The sequence below is a fragment of the Acidovorax sp. DW039 genome, from assembly GCF_037101375.1.
In the GTDB taxonomy this organism is placed as follows: Bacteria; Pseudomonadota; Gammaproteobacteria; order Burkholderiales; family Burkholderiaceae_C; genus Acidovorax.
On the sequence record NZ_AP029019.1, the window covers coordinates 591418 to 611265 of the forward strand.

Consider the following 19848-nt stretch of genomic DNA (forward strand, 5'->3'; position numbering starts at 1 on the left):
GCAGCATTCCTTGGCGCTTCAATACACATGGCAAATATTCTGGTGGTCGACGACGAACTCGGCATTCGCGACCTGTTGTCTGAAATCCTGAACGATGAAGGCCACAGTGTGGACTTGGCCGAAAACGCCACCCAAGCCCGCGCCGCCCGTCTGGCCAACTCCTACGACCTGATCCTGCTGGACATCTGGATGCCTGACACCGACGGCGTCTCCCTCCTCAAGGAGTGGGCAGCAGCCAGCGTGCTGACCATGCCGGTGATCATGATGAGCGGCCATGCCACCATCGACACGGCGGTAGAAGCCACGCGCATCGGAGCCTTCTCTTTTCTGGAGAAGCCCATCACCATGCAGAAGCTGCTCAAGGCGGTGGAACAGGGCCTTGCCCGCAACCATGCCCGCCCCGCAGCGCCTGCCCCCGCCAGTCCCGTCACGTTGCAGGCCTCTGCTGATATCACGCAGGCCCCTTTGCCCGCCATCACGATTGCATCTGGCGCAGACAGCGGTCCCCACGCACACCAAGGCTTTGACTTGGACCGCCCCCTGCGTGAAGCCCGCGACGGATTCGAGAAGGCCTACTTTGAATTTCACCTGGCCCGCGAAGGTGGCTCCATGACCCGCGTGGCCGAGAAAACAGGCCTGGAGCGCACCCACCTGTACCGCAAGCTGCGCCAGCTCGGCGTAGACCTCGGACGGGGCAAGCGTAATTAAATTTGCGAATTTCCTTTTTAAGGCAAATTCTCTGGTTATAATTTGAGGCTCAGGCCCGGTAGCTCAGTCGGTAGAGCAGAGGATTGAAAATCCTTGTGTCGGCGGTTCGATTCCGTCCCAGGCCACCAAACAAAAAGCCCTTGATTCATCGCAATCAAGGGCTTTTTCAATTTCTGCCCCAGCTTGGCTGCCTCTGCGGCGTTTCTGTTGGCAACTCCACGGTATGGGGGTTGCTTCTATCCCTCTGCACCTGTGCAGGCCCTCGCTTTGCTACGTGGGGCTGCTGTCCGTTGTTTCTACCTGCTTTTGATTATGGATACCCTGAAGCACGTCACTCTTGGCATCGACTTTGGCACCTCCAACTCGGCCATGGCGGTGCGTTCAGGCGGTGGCGCTGCCCGCATGATCTGTCTGGAGGGGGATGCCCGTACGCTTCCGACCGCCCTGTTTTTCAATGCGGAGGAGCAGCGCACGCACTTTGGCCGTGATGCGATTGGGCAGTATCTGGAGGGGACCGAAGGGCGGCTGATGCGTTCGCTCAAGAGTCTGCTGGGCAGTGCGCTGCTGCAGGACAAGACGGCGGTACACAACCAGCTCATTAGCTACCAGGACGTGATCAGCCTGTTCCTGCGCATGCTGGCCGACAAGGCGCAGGCAGAGCTGGGCGGCATGCCCGAGCGCGTGGTGATGGGGAGGCCGGTGCATTTTGTGGATGACGACCCGGCCAGAGACCAGCTGGCCGAGGATGCCTTGCGGGCAGCGGCGCTGGGGGCCGGCTTTGCGCAGGTGTCCTTCCAGCTGGAACCCATTGCCGCCGCATTGGATTACGAGCAGCGCATCGACAGCGAGGCACTGGTGCTGGTGGTGGACATCGGCGGGGGGACTTCCGACTTCACGGTGGTGCGTCTGGGCCCGCAGCGCATGCATCAGGCAGATCGGATGCAGGATGTGCTGGCCACCACGGGGGTGCACATTGGCGGTACCGATCTGGACAGGCGCCTCAGCCTGGAGCTGGTGATGCCGCTGCTGGGGTTCCGTCACACCGGTCCCAGCGGACGGGAGGTGCCCAGCCGTGTGTTTTTCGACCTGTCCACCTGGCACCTGATTCAGTGGTTGTATTCCCCCAAGGCCTTGCGCGACGCGCAGGGGCTGCGCTCGGATTACAGCGAGCCTCGCCTGCACGCACGCTTGATGACGGTGCTGAACGAGCGCCTGGGCCACCGCCTTGCCAACACGGTGGAGCAGGCCAAGATCGCCGCGTCCGTGAGCGATGGCGACGCCCCGATCCCGCTGGAGTGGATCGAGCCTGCGCTCGCCTCCAGCGTCACTCCGGCAGGGCTTGCAGAACACCTCCAAAGCCCCCTGGAGCAGGTGGTGGCGTGCGCGCAGCAGTGCGTGCAGGATGCAGGGCTGCAGATGAACGAGCTGCAGGCCATCTACCTCACTGGGGGCTCGTCCGCATTGCGCCCATTGCGCCACGCATTGCGCGTGGCATTTCCGCATACCCCGCAGGTGGAGGGCGACCTGTTCGGCGGGGTTGCGATGGGGTTGGCTGTAGCGGCCTGATTGCTATTAAATAAATAGCTTTTTGCGCTTTATGGATAAGCGCTGGGGGCTAATTTGATAGGTGGTCTTCAGGTTAGGGTTGTAGGACTCACTCAGTCGCGTCATTCGTATCACCCGCATCCGCCGCCGTATCCCCGGCCCGCTTCCACTCCAGCGCGGTGTCGTACAGCACGTTGCGGGATGCCCCGGTGATCTCCGCTGCAAGGCGCACGGCGGTTTTCAAAGGGAGTTCTGCGAGCAGCAGGCGCAGCACGCGCTGGCTCTCTCCGCCCTTGTCGTCACTTGTCGCCACGGGGTGCAAAAGCACCACGAACTCGCCGCGGGAGCGTTGAGTGCCGCCTTCCAGCCAGGCCGTCAGCGCGTGGGCGGGCTGTGTCGTGATTTCTTCAAACTGCTTGGTCAACTCACGCGCTAGCGTGACGGCGCGCTCGCCCAGCGGTGCCAAGGCCGCAGCCAGCTCCTGGATGCGATGGGGGGCCTCCAGCAGCACGATGCAGCGAGACTCGCTGGCCAGCTTCTGCACGGCCGCGGCGCGTTCGGCCTGCTTCACAGGCAGAAAGCCCGCAAACACAAATCCCCCTTGCTCCGTTGCGTGGGCAACGGCACCGGCAGCGCTCAAGGCGGTGGTGATGCTACTTGCACCGGGCAGCGGCATCACGCGCAGCTGGGCTTGCTGCACCGCATGGGCCAAGCGGGCACCGGGGTCGCTCACGCCGGGCGTTCCCGCATCGCTCACATAGGCCACGCGTTGACCTTGCTGCAGGCGCTGCACCACGTCCTGCGCCGCTTCGGCCTCGTTGTGCTGGTGCACGGCCAGCAGTTCGGCTCCGCTCTTGTCGATACCATAGGCGCGCAGCAGCTGCTGGGTGTGCCGCGTGTCTTCGCAGGCCACGGTATCGGCCAGTTGCAGCACATACAGGGCCCGCAGGGTGATATCTGCCAGATTGCCGATGGGCGTTGCCACGACGTACAGCGCGCCCTGCGGATAATGCTGGGACGCGGCCGCGTCATGCGCGGCGGCAAGGGCTGTTGCGAAAGATGCGCTCAATGAAGTTCCTTGGAAAGACGCCTGAATGGACCAAAAAGGCTGTGGCCCGCCCGGGGGCAGCGCCGCAGACCACCCGCGAGCGGGGCGATGCAGCGGAAGACCGTGCATTGGCTTACCTGCTGTCCCAGGGGTTGCAGCTGCTGGAGCGCAATTATCGGACGCCGGGGCGGGGCGGGGGTGAGATCGATCTCATCATGCGCGAACGCGATGGCACAGTGGTGTTTGTGGAAGTGCGAAGCCGCAGCAGCAAGGCGTTTGGCGGGGCAGCGTCCAGCATCGGTGCAGTCAAGCAGCAGCGCATCATCCATGCGGCCCACCACTACCTTTTGCGCCATGCATCCCCGCCACCGTGCCGCTTTGACGCCGTGTTGCTGGAGGATTCTGTGCAATGGCTGAAGGCGGCTTTTGATGCTGGCTAACAGGTCTATGGGCTGCTGTGCAGAGCTATCGCCGACTGCACAATCCCTCGCAGCAGACAACCCTTTGCTACAAAAGTAAGAGCCTGTTTACGATCTCGCAGGGGATCGCGTTGGAGCGCAATCGGGATGAGTGGATGCTTCGGGTGCGCCGCGTGGGCTCATGCCCATGCAAGCAGCTGGGGCATTCAATCGCCCGATTTCGCTCCAACCCTTCGGGCAGCGGTCTTTGCGGGCGGTCTGCGGCGTTGCGGCGCTTGTGGATAGCCAGGCTATCCACTGCGCACCGCGCCTAGCAGCCCATCCCGCAAAGACCGCTGCGCGACCCCTGGGAGATCGTAAACAGGCTCTCACAGCCCCCGGGTATCATCGGGGCCTCATGCTTGAGCAACGCATCCAACAACACTTCATCGACAGTGCCGACCTGAAGTACCAGGCAGCCCAGTTGCTGAGCCAGCCCATAGCGGCCGCAGTCCATGCCATCCTCGCCTGCGTCACCAGTGGTGGCAAGGTGCTCGCATGCGGCAATGGCCCCTCTGCCGCAGAGGCCCAGCAGTTCGCGGCGTTTTGTGTGGCGGGTTTTGAGCGCGACCGGCCCGAACTGGCTGCCATGGCGCTGACCGCAGACAGCACGCTGCTTACCGCATCGGCCAGCAGCCCTGATATGGCGTCTCAGCAGTTTGCGCGGCAAGTGCGTGCGTTGGGCCAGGCGGGCGATGTGTTGCTGGTCCTTTCTGTGTCTGGCAACGATGCCAATGTGCTGGCGGCCACTGAGGCTGCCCACGAACGCGACATGACCGTCATCGCGCTGACGGGTCGCACGGGCGGCAGGTTGTCCGCCGTGCTGCGCGAGACCGATGTACTGATCAGTGCCCCCCATGACAGAGCCGCCCGTGTGCGCGAAGTGCATGCCCTGGTGCTGCATTGCCTGAGCGATGGGGTGGATGCCCAATTACTTGGTGAACAGGAGATTCCTTTATGAAGCAAACCTTGAACCGTACCGTCTGCACCGTTCTGGCGGCCGCTGGCCTGGCTGCAGCGCTGTCTGCCTGTGCACCGCTGGTGGTGGGTGGCGCCGTCATGGGCACGATGATGGCTGTTGATCGCCGCACGGCGGGCACCCAGGTGGAAGACGAGGGCATTGAGCTGCGCTCTGCCAACCGGCTGTCTGAGAGCCTGGGAGACCGCGCGCACGTGAATGTGACCAGCTTCAACCGTCAAGTGCTGCTCACGGGTGAGGTGCCTACGGCGCAAGATCGCCAGCGTGTCGAGCAGATCGTGATGGGCGTGGAGAACGTCCGCTCGGTGGTGAATGATCTGGCCATCATGCCTTCCAGCAGTCTCAGCCAGCGCTCCAACGACACCTTCATCACAGGCAAGGTGCGTGCGAGTCTGGTGGACGCCAAGGACATCACGGCCAATGCGTTCAAGGTGGTCACCGAGCGCAACATCGTGTACCTGATGGGGCGAGTGACCCAGCGCGAGGCGCAACGTGCCACCGAAATCGCCCGCGGTGTGAGTGGCGTGAGCAAGGTGGTGCGCGTGTTCGAAATGATCACGGAAGAAGAGCTGCGCAACATTGCGCCAGCCCCTGTGGTGCAGGACGCGCCACCTGCCTCCGTGCCTCCACGCAACTGAACTGCTCTGATGGGGGATGGGCTGCACCGGCGCCTGGCAGAGGCCACTCCCGTATCCATAAAAAAGCCCCGCAACGCGGGGCTTTTTGCTGAGTGAACAATGCTTACTTCAGCCGCTTGATCAGGCTGGAGGTATCCCAGCGGTTGCCGCCCATTTTCTGCACGTCGGCATAGAACTGGTCTACCAGCGCCGTCACCGGCACGCGGGATCCATTGCGTTTGGCTTCGTCCAGCACCAGACCCAGGTCCTTGCGCATCCAGTCCACTGCAAAACCGAAGTCGAACTTGTCATCCACCATGGTCTTACCGCGGTTGTCCATTTGCCAGCTCTGCGCGGCACCTTTGCCAATCACGTCCAGAACCTGCTTCATGTCGAGCCCGGCGTTCTGCCCAAAGGCAATGGCTTCAGACAGGCCTTGCACCAGGCCTGCAATGCAAATCTGGTTCACCATCTTGGCGAGTTGACCGGCACCGCTTTCGCCCAGCAGGGTGAAGGCGCGCGAAAAGGCCATGCCTACGGGCTGCACCGTCGCAAATGCCTGGCTGTCGCCTCCGCACATCACCGTCAGCAGGCCGTTTTGTGCACCTGCCTGGCCGCCAGAAACAGGAGCATCCACAAACTGAAGGCCCTGTGCTTTTGCGGCGGCATACAACTCCCGCGCCACATTGGCGGATGCGGTGGTGTGGTCCACAAAAATGGCGCCGGGCTTCATGCCAGCAAATGCTCCGTCCTCCCCGAGGGTGACCGATCGCAAGTCATCATCGTTGCCCACGCAGCAAAAAACGATCTCTGCGTCTGCCACGGCTTCACGGGGCGTGGCGGCGTGGTTGGGCGAAGCCGTGCCCGAAAACTCGGCACACCAGGCCTGTGCCTTGGCTGTCGTGCGGTTGTAGACCGTGACTGCATGCCCGGCCAGTGCCAGATGGCCTGCCATGGGGTAACCCATGACTCCCAGCCCCAAGAAGGCCACTTTACGGGAAGGAATGCTGTCGTAATTGCGAGGGTTGGTGCTTGGCATAAGGCAGGTGGGTCGGCAAAGGTGCTGAGGAGTAGAGAGATGGGAGAACCGGACGCCGAGCCGGGACTGTGTGTGTCCAGCAGCATTCAGCGGCAGCCCGTATTCCCCATATTCTCTTGCCTCGCCAAAAGGAACGCAGACGACGCGCCAGAGGGTGAGCCAGGGCGTCGGCTTTTGCGCTTGGGCTTAAACGATGGCGAAATGCTCGGTACCCGATGCCAGATCAGGTGACTTGGCGCGTTGGCTGTTGAGCTTGATCTGCAGGCGCAGATCGTTCAGCGAATCGGCGTTGCGCAGCGCATCTTCATAGCTGATGATGTTGGCCTCGTACAGGTCAAAGAGCGACTGGTCAAAAGTCTGCATGCCCAGGTTGCGGCTCTTTTTCATGATCTCCTTGATCTCGGAGACTTCGCCCTTGAAGATCAGATCAGAGATCAGCGGGGTGTTGAGCATGACCTCCACCGCAGCGGCACGGCCTTTGCCATCCTGCTTGGGGATGAGGCGCTGCGACACCATGCCGCGCAGGTTCAGCGACAGATCCATCAGCAACTGGGCACGCCGCTCTTCGGGGAAGAAGTTGATGATCCGGTCCAGCGCTTGGTTGGCACTGTTGGCATGCAGCGTGGCAAGACACAAGTGCCCTGTTTCCGCAAAAGCCACGGCATGTTCCATGGTTTCGCGGTCACGGATCTCGCCCATCAGGATCACATCGGGTGCCTGTCGCAGCGTGTTCTTGAGTGCAGCTTCCCAGCTGTCAGTGTCCAGCCCCACCTCACGCTGCGTCACCACGCAGTTCTTGTGGGGGTGCACGAATTCAACAGGGTCTTCCACCGTGATGATGTGACCGAAAGAGTGCTCATTGCGCCAGTCCACCATGGCTGCCAGCGTGGTGGATTTACCCGAGCCGGTGGCTCCCACCATGATGCACAAGCCGCGCTTGGTCATCGTGATTTCCTTGAGCACCTGCGGCACGCCCAAGCCATCAATGGTGGGCAGCGTGAGCGGAATGGTCCGCAACACCATGCCGACCTTGCCCTGCTGCACAAAGGCATTGACCCGGAAGCGGCCAATGCCCGCAGGCGAGATGGCGAAATTGCACTCCTTGGTGCGCTCAAAATCAGCCACCTGCTTGTCGCTCATGATGGCGCGGGCCAGCGTGAGCGTGTGGTTGGAGGTCAGCGGTTGGGGAGATACCTTGGTAACCTTGCCGTCGACCTTGATAGCCGGCGGAAACTCTGCTGTGATGAACAAGTCACTGCCATTGCGGCTTACCATCAACTTGAGCAGGTCATTGATGAATTTACTGGCCTGATCGCGTTCCATCAGAAATCCTCTCTGGCGTGATTGTCCGCCCGTAGGCAGTCTTTCTTCGCGCGGTTTACGTGCGGTTACTTTTGGTTATCGCTCAGGCGGGCGCTGACCACACGCAAGCGAAGCGACAGTTTACGTGCCAGCAATGCCACCAGGCTGGCAGCCAGCTGAGGGTCCTTGCTCATCATGTCGTCCATGGCTTCAGCACTCAGCACGGCAATTTCGCAGTCCGTCAACGTGGTGCAGGCCGAGAAGCGGATGCCACTGTCCAGCAGCGACATTTCGCCCAGGATGTCGCCCGGGCGTGTCTCAGCCAGTCGCAACTGCTCGCCCCAGGGTTGCACACGGTCCACGGCAATCGTGCCGGTCAGCAGCACCACCATGAAGTTGCCGTACTCATCCTGCCGGATCACATCCCGGTTGGAGGGAACAGCGGCAAATTCGAAAAACCGTTCCATGCGTTCCACGGCGTCCTTGTCCAGGTGTGCCATGTACTTGTCTTTGGACCATAAGCCCTGCAGCAGCTTGCCCCCCCGACTGGCAGGCAGGCGCTTGGCACCCACCTCTACAGCCCGTGCCTCCCACGGTACCAGCATGGAGTCATCCACGCCTTGCCCCGCAAAGGCAGTGGAGAACAGCACCGAATCCGTGCTGTCGTCTTTGGATTTGTTGCCTGCGGTCTTTGAACGCAGAAGGCCAAGAATGCCTTTCATAGATTGCTCCGGTCTGCAGCGCCTCGCGCTGCCATAAATCAGTGTGGGGCGGGTTCGATGCCCGTCAGCCTGGGAAGTTCTCGGGAATCTTCGCTTTGCTGCGTGCCTCTGCAGGGCTGATGATGTTGCGGCGGACCAGATCAGTCAGGTTTTGGTCCAGAGTCTGCATGCCCACGCTGTTGCTGGTCTGGATGGTGGAGTACATCTGCGCCACCTTGGCTTCGCGGATCAGGTTGCGGATGGCGCTGGTGCCCAGCATGATCTCATGGGCGGCCACGCGGCCGGAGCCGTCCTTGGTCTTGCACAGTGTCTGCGAGATCACCGCTTGCAGCGACTCAGACAACATCGCGCGGACCATTTCCTTTTCTTCGGCGGGAAACACGTCGATGATCCGGTCGATGGTCTTGGCGGCACTGGACGTGTGCAGCGTGCCAAACACCAAGTGGCCTGTTTCCGCAGCCGTCATGGCCAGGCGAATGGTTTCGAGGTCACGCATTTCACCCACCAGAATGGCGTCCGGGTCTTCGCGCAGCGCAGACTTCAGCGCAGCGGCGAACGACAGGGTCATCGGGCCGACTTCACGCTGGTTGACCAGGCACTTTTTGGATTCGTGCACGAACTCGATCGGATCTTCCACCGTGAGGATGTGGCCGTATTCGGTTTCGTTCAGGTAGTTGACCATGGCCGCCAGCGTGGTGGACTTGCCCGAGCCCGTAGGGCCTGTCACCAGCACCAGGCCGCGCGGCTTCAGTGCCAGGTCGCCAAAAATCTTGGGCGCGTTGAGCTGCTCCAGCGTCAGGATCTTGCTCGGAATCGTCCGGAAAACGGCGGCTGCGCCGCGGTTCTGGTTGAAGGCATTGACGCGAAAACGTGCCAGACCTTCGATCTCGAACGAGAAGTCAACTTCCAGAAACTCTTCATACTGTTTGCGCTGCGAGTCGCTCATGATGTCGTACACCATGGCGTGCACCGTCTTGTGGTCCAGCGCTTCCACATTGATGCGTCGCACATCGCCATGCACCCGGATCATGGGCGGCAGTCCTGCCGACAAGTGCAGGTCGGAGGCCTTGTTCTTGACGCTGAATGCCAGCAGTTGGGTAATGTCCACGGGTTCCCCTCTATCGTTTGGTACGCTTGGCGGCCATTATGACTACGATTGCCGCCAACCTCCAACAGGTCAATGACCGCATTGCGCAGGCCTGCCGCGCCGCTGGACGTGCCCCCGCAGAAGTGCGTTTGCTCGCTGTCTCCAAGACCTTCGGCGCCGATGCCGTGGCAGAAGCGGTGACCGCCGGGCAGCGCGCGTTTGGCGAAAACTACATCCAGGAAGGGGTGGACAAGATCATCTCGCTGCGCCAGTCGTCACCCCACCGGCTGGAGTGGCACTGCATTGGCCCTATACAGAGCAACAAGACGAAATGGGTGGCCGAGTACTTTGACTGGGCCCACACGGTGGACCGGCTGAAGATCGCCCAGCGCCTGTCGGACCAGCGGCCTGCCGATATGCCTCCGCTCAACATCTGCATTCAGGTGAATGTGGACGGCGGGGAAAACAAGGCGGGCGTGTCTCCCGCAGACGCCCTGCAACTTGCGCTGGATGTCGCGAAACTGCCACGACTGTGCCTCAGGGGGCTCATGAGCATTCCGGAGCCCGCGCCCGACTTTGCCGCGCAAAAGGCGGTTCACGAACAGGCCCGCCAGCTGTTTGAAGACATTCGGGCCGCCTTGGCTGCCGCTGGCGCGCCATGGGCGCAGCCGTGGGACACCCTCTCCCTGGGCATGACGGGTGACATGGAGGCGGCCATTCATGCCGGTAGCACCATGGTGCGGGTGGGCACAGGCATTTTTGGTGGCCGCACTTACGCTTGAGCCCCGCCCTTCTGCACGCCTGCCTGCAAAGGTGCCCGTAATCAGCCCTTGAAGCGAGCGATGCAGTCCAGCGCCTGCGCTACGTCTACCGCGTTCACATCCAGGTGCGTCACCCAGCGCACCCGCGACTGCCCTGCATACAGCCCGCTTGTCACCCGCACCTGATGCTGGGCCAGCCATGCCAGCAGCGCAGGCGCGACATCGGCATGGATATCAGTGAACAGGATGTTCGTCTGCCATGGCTGAACCGTGATGCGCCCCTGGAGCACGGGGTGGCTCTCGGCCGCCTGCTGAAGCCCCTGGGCCAAGGTGTCCAGGTGGGCGTGGTCTTCTGCCAGCCTGCGCACCTGGTGCTCCAGTGCAAATTGTCCCGCTGCTGCCAGCAGGCCGGCCTGGCGCATGCCTCCCCCCAGCATCTTGCGCACGCGCCGGGCCCGGTGGATGAAATCGCGGCTGCCCAGCACCAAAGAGCCTACTGGCGCACCCAGCCCCTTGCTCAGGCACAGAGACACCGAGTCAAAGTGGCCGCACAGCGTGCGGGCTTCGTCATACACATCGCTGCCATGCCGGGCGGCATTGGCCGTAGCGGCGTTGAACAGCCGCGCACCGTCCAGATGCAGGGCCAGACCGCGCTGGCGTGCCAGCCCCGTCGCCTCTGCCACATACGCTGGAGGAAGGACTTGGCCACCCGTGGTGTTTTCCAGCACCAGCAGGCGGGTGCGCGCAAAGTGTGGGTCGTCGGGTTTGATGGCCGCCGCGATGTCTGCGATGCGCAGCGTGCCGTCCGGCTGGGTTTCCACAGGTTGTGGCTGGATGGAGCCCAGCACCGCCATGCCGCCCCCTTCCCAGCGGTAGGTGTGCCAGCTTTGCCCCACGATGGCCTCATCCCCCCGCTGGCAATGGGTCATCAGCGCAATCAGGTTGGTTTGCGTACCTGAAGGCGCAAAGAGTGCCGCCTTAAACCCCAGCAACTGTGCAGCGTAGTCCTGCAGGGCATTGACGGAGGGGTCATCGGCGAAGACATCGTCCCCCAGCGGGGCCTTGAACATCGCCTCCCGCATGGCGGGCGTGGGTTGGGTAACGGTGTCACTGCGAAAGTCGGGCATGCGGATGTCCTGCGGAAAATCAATCTACGGATCGTAAGCGGTGATGGCTGCCCAGGTTGCGTCTGGGTGCGTGCTAAGCTGAAACAGACCCGTGCGCCCACACCGGCTTGCTGACACAAGCGGTGGGCCGCATTCTTTCGCCCCTTGTTGATGGAGACCTGTTGCCATGCCCGGACTTCTGCCCGATATCGATCCCGATGGCCTGCTCGAATTCTCGGTGGTGTACACCGACCGCGCGCTCAACCACATGTCCAAGCGCTTTACCGGCGTGATGCAGGACATTCTGGCCACCCTCAAGGAGGTCTACCATGCACACACCGCCGTACTGGTGCCCGGCAGCGGCACCTTCGGCATGGAAGCCGTGGCACGCCAGTTCGCCAACAAGGAAAAGGTGCTCATCGTGCGCAACGGCTGGTTCAGCTACCGCTGGACGCAGATTTTTGACGCCGACAAAGGTCTGGGCGGCGGCTCTGTGGTGTGCAAGGCGCGCCAGCAGGGCAGCGGCTCGCAGGCACCTTGGGCTCCATGCCCGGCGGAAGAAGTGGCCGCCACGATCCGAGCCGAAAAGCCCAAGGTGGTGTTCGCGCCCCATGTAGAAACCGCCAGCGGCATCATCCTGTCAGACGACTACATCCGCACGCTGACGGCTGCCGCCCACGAGGTGGGCGCGCTGTTCGTGCTCGACTGCGTGGCCTCCGGCGCCATGTGGGTGGACATGCAGGCCACCGGCGTGGATGTGCTGATCTCTGCTCCGCAAAAGGGCTGGAGTGGCTCGCCCTGCTGCGCCATGGTGATGCTGAGCGAGCGTGCGCGTCAGGCCATCGATGGCACGACGAGCAGCAGCTTTTCGTGCGACCTCAAGAAGTGGATGCAGATTGCTGAGGGCTACGAAAAAGGCCAGCACGCCTACCACACCACCATGCCCACCGATGCGCTGGTGCGCCTGCGCGACGTGATGGCCGAGACCCGTGCCTACGGCTTTGCCAAGGTGCGCGAAGAGCAGATCGAACTGGGCGCCAAGGTGCGTGCGCTGCTGGAGTCGCGCGGCTTCCCCAGCGTGGCCGCGGAAGGCTTTAAGGCCCCCGGCGTGGTGGTGAGCTACACCACCGATCCTGGCATTCAGACCGGTAAGAAGTTTCTGGAAGTGGGCCTGCAGACCGCATCGGGCGTGCCGCTGCAGTGCGATGAGGGACCGGACTTCAAGTCCTTCCGCATCGGCCTGTTTGGCCTGGAGAAATGGCACAACGTAGACCGCACCGTGGGCCACCTGTCCAAGGCGCTCGACCAGATTGCCTCTGCGGGCTGAAGCGGCCCCGGCCCGGATGACCGCAGGACTCCACACCCCTGCCGCCCAGGCCTTGCGCCGCGCCAAGCGGCAGGCACTGGGTCTGTTGCTGCTGGCATTCGCCGTGTTTGTGGGCACCAGCCTGATGGAGCGCGGCCTGGCCCTCAACTGCCTCAAGGCCGTGGCCGAAGCCGCCATGGTGGGGGCCCTGGCCGACTGGTTTGCGGTGGTGGCGCTGTTCCGCCGCCCGCTGGGCTTGCCCATTCCGCACACCGCCGTCATTACGCGCAACCAGGAGCGCATAGGCCGCAACCTGGGCACCTTTGTGCGCGACAAGTTTCTCGATGTGCCCTCGCTTGTCTCGCTGATACGTCGGCACGACCCCGCCGAGCGCCTCGCCCAATGGCTGCTGGCGCCCGGCCATGCCGAGCTGCTGGGCCAGCAGGCCACGCGGCTGGTATCGGCCGCGCTGGATACGGTGCAGGACGCGCAGGTGGAGCGCTTCATCCAGAAAGCGGCGCGGGCCTTGATCGGGCAGGTGGACATGTCGCGCGCATTGGCTGCCGTGCTCGACACCCTGACCCACAAGGGCCGCCACCAGGCCCTGCTTGATGAGGTGCTGGTCAAGCTGACCGAGTTGCTGCAGAACCCGGAAACCCGTGCCTGGGTGGCGCAGTCCATCGTGGCATGGCTCAAGAAGGACCATCCCCGCACCGAAAAACTGCTGCCCAGCGATTGGCTGGGCGACAAAGGCTCGGGCCTGTTGGCGCGCGCGCTGGAAAGCCTGATGGCTGATGTGGCCGCCAACCCCCAGCATGCGCTGCGCGCGCAGTTTGACGGTGCGCTGCAGCGTTTCATCGAGCGTTTGCGGACCGACCCGGACTGGCTGCGCAAGGGCGAGGAGATTCGCACCTATCTGCAGACAGACCCCATGGTGGGCGGCTATGTGCAGACCCTGTGGCTGGATTTGCGCCATGCATTGCAGCGCGATCTGGCAGACGCCGACTCGGTGCTGGCCCGGCAGGTGCGCAAGCTGGGGGTGTGGCTGGGCGAATCGCTGGCGGGCGATGCCGCCTTGCGCCACGCGTTCAATGAGCGACTGGAGCAGTGGGTGCAAGGCCTGGCCCCCGATGTGTCCGCCTTCATTGCCCAGCACATCGAGGACACCGTGCGCCGCTGGGATGCCGAGGAGATGTCAGCCCTGATCGAGCTGAACATCGGCAAAGACCTGCAGTACATCCGCATCAACGGCACCCTGGTGGGCGGGTTGATCGGGCTGGTCCTGTTTGGCGTCTCCCATGCGGGGGACATCTGGCGCTTGCTGGTGGGCGGGTGATTCAGTCGGGCTGACGTCAGACGCAATGTGCTATTGATCTAATAGCTGATTGCGCCTATCTATCAAGCGCTAGAGCCAAAAAATATCAAAACCTTGGCAGATCCGGGTGCTTGATCTGCCCCCCGCGCACCAGCATCTTCCCGTACTCCGCGCAGCGGTGTAGCGTTGGAATCACCTTGCCCGGGTTCAGCAACCCCGCCGGGTCGAACGCGTTTTTGAGCCCGAACATCTGCGCGTTTTCCTCGGCAGAGAACTGCACGCACATGCTGCTCAGCTTCTCGATGCCCACGCCGTGCTCACCTGTCACCGTGCCGCCCATGGCCACGCTGGTTTCCAGAATGTCGGCGCCAAACAGCTCGCAGCGGCGCAGCTGGTCGGGGTCGTTCGCATCAAAAAGGATCAGCGGGTGCAGGTTGCCATCGCCCGCGTGGAACACGTTGGCGCAGCGCAGCTGGTACTTTTTCTCCATCTCGGCAATGGCAAGCAGGATGTCGGCCAGGCGCTTGCGCGGAATGGTCGAGTCCATGCACATGTAGTCAGGGCTGATGCGCCCGCTGGCCGGAAAGGCATTTTTGCGCCCGCTCCAAAAGCGCAGGCGCTCGGCTTCGTCGCGGCTCACGCTGATGGCGGTGGCACCTGCAGCGCGCAGCACCTCGCTCATACGGCCAATTTCTTCTTCCACCTCTTCGGGGGTGCCGTCGCTTTCGCACAGCAAAATGGCTTCGGCTGTCAGGTCGTAGCCCGCGTGCACAAAGTCTTCCACGGCAGCGGTCATGGGCTTGTCCATCATCTCCAGCCCGGCGGGGATGATGCCTGCCGCAATCACCGCCGCCACGGCGTCGCCCGCTTTGCGCACATCGTCAAAGCTGGCCATGATGCAGCGCGCCAGCTGGGGCTTGGGGATCAACCTCACGGTCGCCTCAGTGGTCACGGCCAGCATGCCCTCGCTGCCGATCACTGCGGCCAGCAGGTCGTAGCCGGGCGTGTCCAGCGCCTCGCTGCCAAATTCCACGGCTTCGCCTTCGGCGGTGAACCCCTTGACTTTGAGCACGTTGTGCACCGTCAGCCCGTACTTCAGGCAGTGCACACCGCCGGAGTTTTCTGCCACGTTGCCGCCGATGGTGCAGGCGATCTGGCTGCTGGGATCGGGCGCGTAATACAGCCCGTAGGGCGCAGCCGCCTCGCTGATGGCCAGGTTGCGCACACCGCACTGCACCCGCGCCGTGCGGCTCACCGGGTCCACATCCAGAATGCGGTTGAACTTGGCCAGCGACAGCGTGACGCCTGCAGCGTGGGGCATGGCACCGCCCGACAAGCCTGTGCCTGCCCCGCGCGCCACCACTGGCACCTGCAGTGCATGGCAGGTTTTCAGCACGGCGGCCACCTGCTCGTACGTCTCGGGCAGGCACACCACCAAAGGCCGCTGTCGGTAGGCCGTGAGGCCATCGCACTCGTAGGGCGTGGTGTCTTCGCTGTGCCAGAGCAGGGCGTGCTGTGGCACCACGGCAGACAAAGCCTGCACCACGCGGTGCTGCAGCGTCTTCCGTTCTTCAGGGGATAGGGTGGGATGTAGGGCGGTTTCGGTCATCACCGCCGCACTGTAACGCCCGCAGGGCCGTTTGTGGGGGCGGGACGGGTTGAAGTTTCGTCACAGCCCACGTGACAAAAGTGCCAGGCTCAAGTTGAACCAGGCATGGGTGGCAATGCAGGCACCCAGGCTGCCACTGCGGCGCCACACCTCGGCCAGCGCCCAGCCCGGCACCAGCCACCACAGGCAGTGCCAGCCATGGGCCGGGGCGTGGGCTGCGGCGAACGCCATCGCGGTCAGCGTGGTGGCGCCGTGCTCTGCAGACCACCGCCCCACCGCTGTACGCACTGCGGCCGAGCGGGGCCAGAATCTGCTGCGCAGTGGCGGACGCCACCGCTGCAGCCCCTCGTGCAGGCTGCTCTGCACCAGCAGCCGAAAGACGGACTCTTCCAGCACAGGAGCCCCCAGCAGAACCCAAAGCCATGCCCCCGCTCCCGCAGGGCGCAGCCCCATTCCCAGCCAGTGGTGTGCCAGCCATGCCACGGCTGCCGCAGCCGCCCACACTCCCGCCAGAAAGGCCAGCAACCGGGTGGTGAGTGGGCGCACCTGCCGCCCGGCGCTCAGGATCTGCGCCAAGGCGTTCAAGGGGCGTTGCTGAGTCAGTCTCATGGCATTTCAGGTTGCAGTTCTGCTGAGTCCTGTGCTGTCAGTGGCCCTCAGCCGCGATCTGCCTGGCGCAGACGGCGGCGCAGCGCAGCGCCTGCCAGTGCCAGGCCCAGAAGTGCCAGCAGCGAAGCGTCGCGCCCATCAGGGTTGACCGTACAGCCACCACCGCCACTGTCGCCGCTGCCAGGGGTGGGTGTTGGCGTGGGTGTCGGGGTTGGTGTGGGTGTTGGCGTGCCGCCGGTACCCAGCACACCGGTGGCCGTGGCCTCCAGCGTGAAGGAGACCTCTGCCTCGCGCTGGAATGCTTCCACAGGCGTCTCTTCGGCGCGGGCGCCCTTGACCAGCGCACCCAGGCTGGCGATCACGGCAGAGCCATCGTTGTTGGCTTCCACAATCGCGTAGTACTCGCCCGCCTTGAGCTTGTCCTTGAGCGAGACGGCGTACTCCCCGTCGCCTGCGCGCAGGTCTGGGGCCACCCCGTCATCGCGCATCACCAGGTTTTCGAGCACAGCCTGGCCATCCTCGTTGTAGACCGTGGCTCGCACCGTAGCGCCCTTGATACGCTTGTCAGAGGCCAGCGTCGCGCGCAGGGTGGGGGCGGTGTTGACGGTGGCCAGCAGACCGCCGGTGACCTCGCCATTCAGGGCCAGACGGGACGCGCTGCTCACATCCACACTCAGGCCATCCACCATGGCGGCATTGCTGGTCGCCTTCAGCGTCCATACGCCGTTGCGGCCCGACACCTCGGTACCGATGGTGGCTACGAACACGCCTTCTGCGGCGTCCAGCTCCATGTCGATGCCAGCCGGTGCATTGGCGGGAGTGAATACGCGGCCATCGGGCGCCGTCAGGCTGAAGCTGAGCTTCTTGGCATCCGATGGATCAAAGTAGCTTTCGACATCGACGGCGCCATCCAGCGCAGCGCTGGCGATGCGGAACTTGGTGCTGAAGCTGCCGTTGGCTGCAAGCGCGTCAGAACCATCCAGCCGCACCGATGCAATGGCCTTGGCATGCACTTCGTTCAGTGCGCGGGTCACATCCTTGGCGGCTTCTGCGCCGTTGCGGGCCGAGTTGTACGCGCCGCCTGTGAACTGGGCCAGTTGTGTCAGGTTCACCGAAGCGCCTGCCTTGGACTGGAGCACTGCCGTCTTGGCGCGCATGGCGCGGGCCTCTGGCGTGCCGCCCGTCAAGCCCAAGGGATTCACCGCGATACGAGCGGTCTTGGCGGTGGATGCAGCTTCTGCTGGCACCTGGGTTTCGGAACCGGTGAGCAGGTGCAGTGTGGCAGGGTCGCCCGCCTGGCGCGCGGCGCCAATCAGCTCATAGGCCTTGGTGAAGGCGGTGAGTGCGTTGAACGTGCCCGCTGTATCGGCCTGAATCGCATCGAGTGCCGCTGTCAGCGTCTGCTTGCCTGCGGCATCTGCCGTAGTGAACGCTGCTACAGGTTCGTTTCCTGTAGCAGGAGACGCCACGATGGCGAACTGGGTGTTGGCTGCGGCTTGGCCAATCAGGGTCTTGGCGGCCTGCATCAGGTCTGCCAGGCGGGCTGCTGGCAGCGTACGGTCCACCACGATCACGTCGCGGAACACGGGCGCCGGGGCAAAGATCAGCTTCAGGTCGGCATCAAACCCGGTGGTGGGGCGGGTGAGGTTCAGTGTCTTGGGGTCGATGCCGCGGAACGCCTCGAAGAATGTACGCCCCTGGCCGCGGGCCACTTCGGGGTCTTGTTCGGGTGGGCGCGTCAGCATTTCCCAGGCGCTGCCGCCGGTGCCGTCGCTTTGCGTGGCCATCATGCGGGCCTGGGCGGTTTTGCGTTCAGCGGGGTTGGTGTAGTCGGCGGGGGTTGAGAACGACACGAACTCCAGGTGGTTGTTCATGGCCGTGTTTTTGGGCGTGTCTTCGCCAGACGGGCTGCCTGGGTCGCTGGGCTTGAGGGCTGCACCCGCCTCCACATACTCGTCGTACAGGCCGTAGGTGTAGTGGCCCAGTTCGTGGTTGATCACCTTGCCCAGGGCGTCAATGCTTTCAAAAGCGCCGCTGTAGGCCAGGTAGTTATAGGAAGTCTGGCCGCGCGTGCCCCAGCCGGAAATGTTGGCTGCCGAGCGGTCGGACTTGTTGATCATCCGGATATCGACGTTGTTGCCGAATTGTCCGTTCTTGTAGATGAACACGTTGCCCAGGCGGTGGCGGCCTTCCGTGGCGGTGAACTTGCTTCGGGCCACGGTGCGGATCACCTGGGTGATGTAGGCCCGGTCCAGCAGCTGACCAGGGTTGTCCTGTTGCGTGGGCGGATTGTCGTAGTCCCAGTCCACGTTCACCACGTAATCGATGATGTTCACATCACGCACAGTGGTGAGCGGGTGGTTGGCCGCCTGGGCGGTCATGTAGGGCTGAATGGCCATGGTGGCAGCCAGTGCGGCGGCCACAACGCGCTTCAGGGTAGGGCGCTGCAGGCCCGGGGTCATGCTTTTCATCGTCGAACTCCTTGCGGTCAATACACGGAAGGAGGGCGCTGCAGCGCAGCGTTTGTATCAACGCCTGGCGCCTGCGGCTGTGCTTTTCAGCACGTGATTTCCCTCTCCTGCGCGGAGTATCTGCAGGCCAAAAAGAATGGCAACAAAAAAGTGCGCAAGTGCACGCCAACCTTTTTTCTTGACTGGAACGGTGCGTCTGTCCAGTGGGCAGGGGGGCAGAGGGCTCGGTTGCTCAGAGTGTGGCCTTGAGCCACTGCGCAAAAGCCGCGCATTCCCAGCGCTCCATGGCACCTGCGCGCCAGCACAGGTAGTGCGCGTGGGGACTGTGGGCGTCCGTGGGAAAGAGTCGCACCAGGGTGCCGTGGTCCAGCCATGGCGCACCCAGCTTCAGGCGCACCAGCGCCACCCCCATGCCAGCAGCGGCGGCATCGCACATCAGGCCAATGTCGTTGAACTGCGAGCCTTCGCTGGGCTCTGCCCAGTCCAGCCCGCTGACGGTGAACCAGGTGCGCCAGGGCTCCAGCGGGCTGCGCAGCAGGGGCAGGCCTTCCAGGTCTTCCGGGCGCTCAAACGGGCCGTGTTCGCGGATGAAGGCGGGTGAGGCGAGGGGCGTGACCACGTCGCGGGCCAGCTCCACATGCTCCACATCGGCATAGTGACCCGGCCCAAAGCGCACCATGAGGTCAGCATCCTCGGCCACCACGTCCAGCAGCGGAATCGAGACTTGCAGGGCCAGGTCGATTTCGGGGTAGGCCTCGGTGAATTGCCGCAGGCGCGGGATGAGGATGGTGCGCGCAAAGGTGGGCGTCACGGCCAGCTTCAGCCGTCTGCGGCCGGGCGCCGTGGCTTCACCGGGGAAACGCTGCAGTGCCCCCAGGCCTTCGCGCACATGGGCCAGGTAGGCGCTGCCTTCCGTGGTGAGCGAAAAATCCGCCCGTCCGAACAGGCGCACGCCCAGCATCTGCTCCAGTTGCTTGACGCGGTGGCTCACGGCGCTGGGCGTGACGCACAGCTCATCGGCAGTCTGCGTCACGCTGCGCAGCCGCGCCAGCGCCTCAAACGTCAGCAGGCACTGGATGGGCGGAATGCGCCGGGCGGCGCTGCTGAGCAAGGAGGCTGCAGCGGTGGTGGCCACTTCAATGCACCCATCAAGCCCGCATCAAGCC

18 protein-coding genes and 1 tRNA gene are annotated in these 19848 nt (G+C 63.5%); 9 read left to right on the forward strand and 10 right to left on the reverse strand.

Annotation, left to right across the window (positions count from 1 at the left end):
• Nucleotides 1-27: 27 nt before the first annotated feature.
• From AACH87_RS02670 to AACH87_RS02680, 3 genes are all read left to right on the forward strand, one after another.
• The gene (locus AACH87_RS02670; RefSeq protein ID WP_338797176.1) at nucleotides 28-708 is read left to right on the forward strand and encodes a response regulator; all 681 of its coding nucleotides are present in this window, start codon (nucleotides 28-30) and stop codon (nucleotides 706-708) included.
• 52 nt (nucleotides 709-760) lie between these two features.
• Nucleotides 761-836: transfer RNA gene (locus AACH87_RS02675), tRNA-Phe, on the forward strand.
• A 184-nt stretch (nucleotides 837-1020) separates the two neighbouring features.
• Complete coding sequence (locus AACH87_RS02680; RefSeq protein WP_338797177.1) at nucleotides 1021-2274, forward strand: Hsp70 family protein; 1254 nt, start codon at nucleotides 1021-1023, stop codon at nucleotides 2272-2274.
• Nucleotides 2275-2362: 88 nt separating this feature from the next.
• Here the strand turns inward: AACH87_RS02680 and rsmI are convergent, their stop codons facing one another.
• Nucleotides 2363-3322, reverse strand: a complete 960-nt coding sequence (gene rsmI / locus AACH87_RS02685; RefSeq protein ID WP_338797178.1) for a 16S rRNA (cytidine(1402)-2'-O)-methyltransferase — start codon at nucleotides 3320-3322, stop codon at nucleotides 2363-2365.
• On the opposite strand from rsmI, the gene AACH87_RS02690 reads away from it, so the two are divergent.
• From AACH87_RS02690 to AACH87_RS02700, 3 genes are all read left to right on the forward strand, one after another.
• Nucleotides 3322-3741 (forward strand): YraN family protein, encoded by a 420-nt coding sequence (locus AACH87_RS02690; RefSeq protein WP_338797179.1) that lies wholly within the window; start codon nucleotides 3322-3324, stop codon nucleotides 3739-3741. The two genes, rsmI and AACH87_RS02690, sit on opposite strands and share 1 nt — an antisense overlap.
• A 376-nt stretch (nucleotides 3742-4117) precedes the next feature.
• Nucleotides 4118-4720, forward strand: a complete 603-nt coding sequence (locus AACH87_RS02695; protein WP_338797180.1) for an SIS domain-containing protein — start codon at nucleotides 4118-4120, stop codon at nucleotides 4718-4720.
• Nucleotides 4717-5376, forward strand: a complete 660-nt coding sequence (locus AACH87_RS02700; RefSeq protein ID WP_338797181.1) for a BON domain-containing protein — start codon at nucleotides 4717-4719, stop codon at nucleotides 5374-5376. The genes AACH87_RS02695 and AACH87_RS02700 overlap by 4 nt, the downstream gene beginning before the upstream one ends.
• Before the next feature lie 103 nt (nucleotides 5377-5479).
• Here AACH87_RS02700 and AACH87_RS02705 read toward each other — a convergent pair whose 3' ends face one another.
• The 4 genes from AACH87_RS02705 to AACH87_RS02720 form a co-directional block, all read right to left on the reverse strand.
• Nucleotides 5480-6394, reverse strand: coding sequence for an NAD(P)-dependent oxidoreductase (locus AACH87_RS02705; protein WP_338797182.1), 915 nt, complete (start codon nucleotides 6392-6394; stop codon nucleotides 5480-5482).
• Between the two features lie 186 nt (nucleotides 6395-6580).
• Nucleotides 6581-7717, reverse strand: a complete 1137-nt coding sequence (locus tag AACH87_RS02710; protein ID WP_338797183.1) for a PilT/PilU family type 4a pilus ATPase — start codon at nucleotides 7715-7717, stop codon at nucleotides 6581-6583.
• A 65-nt stretch (nucleotides 7718-7782) separates the two neighbouring features.
• Nucleotides 7783-8418 (reverse strand): cyclic nucleotide-binding domain-containing protein, encoded by a 636-nt coding sequence (locus tag AACH87_RS02715; protein WP_338797184.1) that lies wholly within the window; start codon nucleotides 8416-8418, stop codon nucleotides 7783-7785.
• A 64-nt stretch (nucleotides 8419-8482) separates the two neighbouring features.
• On the reverse strand, nucleotides 8483-9526 hold the full coding sequence (locus tag AACH87_RS02720) for a type IV pilus twitching motility protein PilT (RefSeq protein ID WP_338797185.1): 1044 nt from the start codon (nucleotides 9524-9526) through the stop codon (nucleotides 8483-8485).
• A 38-nt stretch (nucleotides 9527-9564) separates the two neighbouring features.
• Here AACH87_RS02720 and AACH87_RS02725 point away from each other — a divergent pair, with 38 nt between their 5' ends.
• A complete protein-coding gene (locus tag AACH87_RS02725) occupies nucleotides 9565-10287 on the forward strand; it encodes a YggS family pyridoxal phosphate-dependent enzyme (protein ID WP_338797187.1) in 723 nt (240 codons plus the stop codon).
• Nucleotides 10288-10328: 41 nt separating this feature from the next.
• Here the strand turns inward: AACH87_RS02725 and ltaE are convergent, their stop codons facing one another.
• A complete protein-coding gene (gene ltaE, locus AACH87_RS02730) occupies nucleotides 10329-11393 on the reverse strand; it encodes a low-specificity L-threonine aldolase (protein WP_338797188.1) in 1065 nt (354 codons plus the stop codon).
• Between the two features lie 166 nt (nucleotides 11394-11559).
• On the opposite strand from ltaE, the gene AACH87_RS02735 reads away from it, so the two are divergent.
• A complete protein-coding gene (locus AACH87_RS02735; RefSeq protein ID WP_338797189.1) occupies nucleotides 11560-12699 on the forward strand; it encodes an aminotransferase class V-fold PLP-dependent enzyme in 1140 nt (379 codons plus the stop codon).
• Between the two features lie 16 nt (nucleotides 12700-12715).
• Nucleotides 12716-14014, forward strand: coding sequence for a DUF445 domain-containing protein (locus tag AACH87_RS02740; protein ID WP_338797190.1), 1299 nt, complete (start codon nucleotides 12716-12718; stop codon nucleotides 14012-14014).
• 85 nt (nucleotides 14015-14099) lie between these two features.
• On the opposite strand, the gene AACH87_RS02745 is transcribed toward AACH87_RS02740, so the two are convergent.
• The 4 genes from AACH87_RS02745 to AACH87_RS02760 all read right to left on the reverse strand — a co-directional run bounded on the left by AACH87_RS02745 (nucleotide 14100) and on the right by AACH87_RS02760 (nucleotide 19817).
• Entirely contained in the window at nucleotides 14100-15602 is a 1503-nt protein-coding gene (locus AACH87_RS02745) for an FAD-linked oxidase C-terminal domain-containing protein (protein WP_338797191.1), read from the reverse strand.
• A gap of 60 nt (nucleotides 15603-15662) precedes the next feature.
• On the reverse strand, nucleotides 15663-16211 hold the full coding sequence (locus AACH87_RS02750) for a CPBP family glutamic-type intramembrane protease (protein WP_338797192.1): 549 nt from the start codon (nucleotides 16209-16211) through the stop codon (nucleotides 15663-15665).
• Between the two features lie 47 nt (nucleotides 16212-16258).
• Nucleotides 16259-18682 carry a choice-of-anchor X domain-containing protein gene (locus tag AACH87_RS02755; RefSeq protein ID WP_338797193.1) on the reverse strand — a complete coding sequence of 808 codons (2424 nt, stop codon included), beginning with the start codon at nucleotides 18680-18682 and terminating at the stop codon, nucleotides 16259-16261.
• Nucleotides 18683-18914: 232 nt separating this feature from the next.
• Nucleotides 18915-19817: a LysR substrate-binding domain-containing protein gene (locus AACH87_RS02760; RefSeq protein ID WP_338797195.1), complete on the reverse strand. Its 903-nt coding sequence runs from the start codon at nucleotides 19815-19817 to the stop codon at nucleotides 18915-18917.
• Between the last annotated feature and the right edge of the window lie 31 nt (nucleotides 19818-19848).